The organism is Mesorhizobium sp. M7A.F.Ca.MR.362.00.0.0 (genome assembly GCF_004023175.1).
Classification (GTDB): Bacteria; Pseudomonadota; Alphaproteobacteria; order Rhizobiales; family Rhizobiaceae; genus Mesorhizobium.
The window spans coordinates 1-5,465 of sequence record NZ_RZTF01000177.1 but is presented as its reverse complement, the minus strand read 5'-3'; the positions used below and the strand labels follow the sequence as shown (position 1 = coordinate 5,465).

At 61.8% G+C, this 5,465-nt stretch carries 3 protein-coding genes and 1 pseudogene; 3 read left to right on the top strand and 1 reads right to left on the bottom strand.

Annotation, left to right across the window (positions count from 1 at the left end):
* Positions 1-31: 31 nt before the first annotated feature.
* The 3 genes from EOC06_RS20735 to EOC06_RS20725 are packed head-to-tail and all read left to right on the top strand — an operon-like array spanning position 32 to position 4,232.
* Positions 32-3,814, top strand: a complete 3,783-nt coding sequence (locus EOC06_RS20735; protein ID WP_128308670.1) for a vitamin B12-dependent ribonucleotide reductase — start codon at positions 32-34, stop codon at positions 3,812-3,814.
* 6 nt (positions 3,815-3,820) lie between these two features.
* A complete protein-coding gene (locus EOC06_RS20730; RefSeq protein WP_128308669.1) occupies positions 3,821-4,021 on the top strand; it encodes a type II toxin-antitoxin system HicA family toxin in 201 nt (66 codons plus the stop codon).
* 4 nt (positions 4,022-4,025) lie between these two features.
* Positions 4,026-4,232, top strand: coding sequence for a type II toxin-antitoxin system HicB family antitoxin (locus tag EOC06_RS20725; protein WP_027036892.1), 207 nt, complete (start codon positions 4,026-4,028; stop codon positions 4,230-4,232).
* A 334-nt stretch (positions 4,233-4,566) separates the two neighbouring features.
* Here the strand turns inward: EOC06_RS20725 and fghA are convergent.
* Positions 4,567-5,410: pseudogene (gene fghA, locus EOC06_RS20715) on the bottom strand (S-formylglutathione hydrolase).
* Positions 5,411-5,465 lie beyond the last annotated feature (55 nt).

Here is a 5,465-nt window from a genome sequence, read left to right as displayed (position 1 = left end):
GCGCTATATATAGACAAAAGGGACCGGACCAATGCGCATCGAGCGTCGTTTCACCAAGCCAGGACAATCTGCCTATGCGGAGATCGAATTCCGCAAGGCGCTTTCGGAGATTAAGAATCCGGATGGTTCGGTGGTGTTCCGCTTGGACAATATCGACGTGCCGGCGCAGTTCTCCCAGGTCGCAGCCGATATCCTGGCGCAGAAATATTTCCGCAAGGCCGGTGTGCCGGCGCGCCTGAAGAAGATCGAAGAGAACGACGTCCCCTCCTTCCTGTGGCGCTCCGTCGCCGATGAGACGGAACTTGCCAAGCTGCCGGAAGCCGAGCGCTACGGTTCCGAGATCGACGCCCGCCAGGTCTTCGACCGGCTTGCCGGCACCTGGACTTACTGGGGCTGGAAGGGCGGCTACTTCAAGGGGTCGGAGGAAGACGCGCGCGCTTTCCGCGACGAGCTTGCCTACATGCTCGCCACCCAGCGCGTCGCGCCGAACTCGCCGCAATGGTTCAACACCGGCCTGCACTGGGCCTATGGCATCGACGGCCCGAGCCAGGGCCACTTCTATGTCGACCCGTTCACCGGCAAGCTGACCAAGTCGAAATCCTCCTACGAGCATCCGCAGCCGCATGCCTGCTTCATCCAGGGCGTACAGGACGACCTCGTCAACGAGGGCGGCATCATGGATCTGTGGGTGCGTGAAGCACGCCTGTTCAAATACGGCTCCGGCACCGGCTCCAACTTCTCGCTGCTGCGTGGCGAAGGCGAAAAACTGTCCGGCGGCGGCCGCTCGTCGGGCCTGATGAGCTTCCTCAAGATCGGCGACCGCGCGGCGGGCGCCATCAAGTCGGGCGGCACAACGCGGCGTGCCGCGAAAATGGTCATCGTCGACGCCGACCACCCCGATATCGAGGAATTCATCGACTGGAAGGTCAATGAAGAGCAGAAGGTCGCCTCGTTGGTGACCGGCTCGAAGATCGTCAAGAAGCATCTCGAAGCGATCATGAAGGCCTGCGTCAACTGCGAAGGCAATGGCGATGACTGCTTCGACCCGTCGATCAACTCCGCGCTGAAGCGCGAGATCAAGGCGGCCAAGAAGTCCGCCGTGCCGGAGAACTATATCTACCGCGTCATCCAGTTCGCCAAGCAGGGCTATAGCTCGATGTCGTTCAAGACCTACGACACAGACTGGGATTCGGATGCCTACCTCACGGTTTCGGGCCAGAACTCCAACAATTCGGTGTCGCTGAAGGACAATTTCCTGCGCGCCGTCGAGGACGATGCCGACTGGCACCTGACCGCCCGCAAGGACGGCAAGGTGCTGAAGACGCTGAAGGCTCGCGACCTCTGGGAAAAGATCGGTTACGCCGCCTGGGCGTCGGCCGATCCGGGCCTGCATTTCAACACGACGATGAACGACTGGCACACCTGCGCATCGGCCGGTGCGATCCGGGCGTCCAACCCGTGCTCGGAATACATGTTCCTCGACGACACGGCCTGCAACCTCGCCTCGATCAATCTGCTGCCTTACCGCAACGCCGACGGCACGATCGACATCGCAGCCTACGAGCACACGGTGCGGCTGTGGACCATCGTTCTCGAAATCTCGGTGATGATGGCGCAGTTCCCGTCGAAGGAGATCGCCAAGCAGTCCTACGAATACCGCACGCTCGGCCTCGGCTATGCCAATATCGGTGGCCTGCTGATGACGTCGGGCATTCCCTACGATTCCGATGAAGGCCGCGCCATCTGCGCCGCACTCACCGCAATCATGACCGGCATGGCCTATGCCACCTCGGCCGAGATGGCCGGCGAACTCGGCGCCTTCGCCGACTACGACCGCAATGCGCAGAACATGCTGCGCGTCATGCGCAACCATCGCCGTGCCGCCTATGGCGAGAAGCAGGGCTACGAGAAGCTTGCCGTCAACCCGGTGCCGCTGGTCGCTTCCGACCTGAAGCAGCAGGACCTTGCGACCCACGCCAAGGCTGCCTGGGACCGCGCCATCGAGCTCGGCGAGGAGCATGGCTACCGCAACGCGCAGGCGACCGTCATCGCGCCGACCGGCACGATCGGCCTGGTCATGGATTGCGACACCACCGGCATCGAGCCCGACTTCGCGCTGGTGAAGTTCAAGAAGCTCGCCGGCGGCGGCTATTTCAAGATCATCAACCGCGCCGTGCCGGAAGCGCTGCGCACGCTTGGCTACTCCGAAGCCCAGATCGCCGAGATGGAGGCCTATGCGGTCGGCCACGGCAACCTCAACCAGGCGCCGGCCATCAACCCCGGCGCGCTCAAGGCCAAGGGCTTCACCGACGACAAGATCGCCGCGCTCAATGCGGCGCTAAAGTCGGCCTTCGACATCAAGTTCGTCTTCAACCAGTGGACGCTTGGCGCCGACTGGGTGAAGGAGACGTTCGGCTTCACCGACGAGCAGCTCAACGACTTCTCGTTCGAGATCCTGCCGGCGCTCGGCTTCTCCCGGAAGGATATCGAGGCCGCCAACATCCATGTCTGCGGTGCGATGACGCTGGAAGGCGCGCCGTTCCTCAAGGCCGAACACCTGGCGGTGTTCGACTGCGCCAGCCCGTGCGGCAAGATCGGCAAGCGTTCGCTTTCGATCAACAGCCACATCCAGATGATGGCGGCTGCACAGCCCTTCATTTCCGGCGCCATCTCCAAGACCATCAACATGCCCAACGATGCGACGGTGGAAGACGCCAAGGGCGCCTACATGCTGTCGTGGAAGCTGGCGCTGAAGGCCAACGCGCTCTACCGCGACGGCTCGAAGCTGTCGCAGCCGCTCAACTCCTCGCTGCTCGCCGATGGCGAGGACGACGAGGACGAAGCCGTCGAGCAACTGCTCGCCGCACCTGCGGCAGCACGTGCCGCACAGATCACCGAGCGGATCGTCGAGCGCATCATCGAGCGCGTGTCGCGCGAGCAGGAAAAGCTGCCCGGCCGCCGCAAGGGTTACACGCAGAAGGCCAAGATCGGTGGCAACACCATCTTCCTGCGCACCGGCGAATATGACGATGGCCGTCTCGGCGAGATCTTCATCGACATGAACAAGGAAGGCGCGACCTTGCGTGGCCTTCTCAACAACTTCGCCATCGCAATCTCGCTGGGCCTGCAATATGGCGTGCCACTCGACGAATATGTGCACGCCTTCACCTTCACCAAGTTCGAGCCGGCCGGCATGGTGCAGGGCAACGATGCCATCAAGAGCGCAACATCGATCCTCGACTACGTGTTCCGCGAACTGGCGATCTCCTATCTCGGGCGCAACGACCTCGCCCATGTCGACCAGTCGGACTTTTCCAACACCGCACTTGGCCGTGGCATCAGCGAAGGCAAGACCGACGCGGTCTCCAAGGGCCTGACCCGTGGCGCCTCGCCGGTGAAGCTGGTGTCGCGCGTCAGCGGCAATGATCCGAAAGGCTTTGCGGCCCCCTCGGGCGCCCCTGCCCGCTCGGCACCGACCGCCTTCTCCGGCTCCAACGTGCTGGCGTTGAAGCCGGCCAGCGACGAAGCGGTCGCCTACAAGCGCGACTATGAGGAGCGGGCAAAGGAACTGGCCGAGGACATCGCCTTCGAGGAAGCGGCGGGTGTTGCTTCCGACGCCACGGCTGCGCTGTTCACCGACGCCGCGGCCATGGAGGCGGCGGAAGCCAAGAAACTCGCCAACGACCGCCGCGCAAGGTCCCTGCTCCAGGGCTACACCGGCAATTCCTGCTCCGAGTGCCAGAATTTTACGATGGTGCGGAACGGGACCTGCGAGAAGTGCGACACTTGCGGCTCCACGAGCGGGTGCAGCTGAGGTCTAGTGCCACCTCGGCTTACAGTTCGCGAGATCATTCGCCTGCTGGAGGCCGACGGCTGGCATCTGGTTGCAACCAAGGGCAGCCATCGCCAATATAAGCATGAAGTCAAAGCCGGCCGCGTCACCGTGGCTGGCAAGCCATCTGAAGAGGTTGCGCCAGGAACACTGAACAGCATCCTCAAGCAGTCAGGTTTGAAGGAGTGATGACATGCGTTACGCGGTGGTGATTGAAAAAGCAGGAAGTAATTTCTCTGCCTATGTGCCGGACCTACCCGGCTGCATCGCGACAGGTGCCACTGTGCCTGAAGTGGAAACCGAGATTCGCGACGCAATACGCTTTCACATCGAAGGTTTGCGAGCCGATGGGCTGGATGTGCCCAAGGGTGTCAGCCTCGCCGAATACATAGAGGCATAAAATCCCTGCAATCAGGATTCTCGGCATCTACCCCGCCGGCAACACCCGCAGCGTCTGCTCGTCAAACAACGGCTCGTCCTCCCCCACGAATAGCAGCTTGCGCCCCGTACCCGCCGGCACCTCGAAATACTGGATCCCGTCAGGCATTTCGCCCCAGTCGCCGCACGGTGGCTCCGGGATTTCATCGAGGCTTGCTACCGCTTTCAGCTCTTTCGCATAGGCCGCGTTGGAGCTGAACGCTTAGCGTTTGACGGCGGCAGGCGCGGCGCCCTCGGTGTAAGGCGTCGGATTCGATAAGTTGTTTGCATCTGGCCATGCCTTCGGCCTGTCCAGCTCAAAGTCTCTCGCCATGCCATCTCAGATGGTCGTCCATGAAGCTGGAGATGAAAAGATACGAGTGATCGTATCCATCCTGCATCCGCAGCTTCAGCGGAATACCTGCTTTGGCGCAGGCCGTCTCAAGCAGCCAAGGCCTCAGCCCCTCGTCAAGAAATCCGTCCGACGTTCCCTGATCCACCAAGAATTCGGGGAAACGGTATCCGTCGTCGATGAGCGACGTCGCGTCGCAGGTTCGCCACGAAGCCTCATCCTTGCCCAGATACTTCTCAAAGGCCGGTCTCGACCAGCCGGCGGTGCTTGGCTGGGCGATCGGGGCGAACGCCGAGCAGCTCTTGAAACGTGGCGGATTCTTCAAGGCAATCGTCAGCGCGCCATGCCCGCCCATCGAATGGCCAAAGATTGCCTGGCGCGCCATATCGGCTGGAAATTCAGCCGCGATGAGGGCCGGCAATTCCTCGGTGACATAGGAATACATACGATAGTTCTTCGCATAAGGCTCTTGCGTCGCATCGAGATAGAAGCCGGCGCCGGAGCCGAACTGCCAGTTGTCTTTTTCATCCGGAATGTCGGCGCCGGCTTCTATCGCCGCGCGGGCTGGTGTCGGGACAGACGACGATCAGGCCAAGCTCGGCGGCCATGCGCCTGTACTCGCCCTTGTCCATTACATTGGCGTGGGTGCACGTCAGGCCTGAGAGATACCACACAACGGGACAAGGCGCCTCCCGCGCCTGCGGAGGTATGAAAACGGCAAAAGTCATGTCGCAACGGCAACTCGTCGACAAATGGGAATAGACGCCCTGCACGCCGCCATGGGCCTTCGTTTGAGAGATGATTTTCATGTGTTCTCCACGTTGCGGGTCGGATGACGGTCGGCCCCACCACTGCCACCCAGCG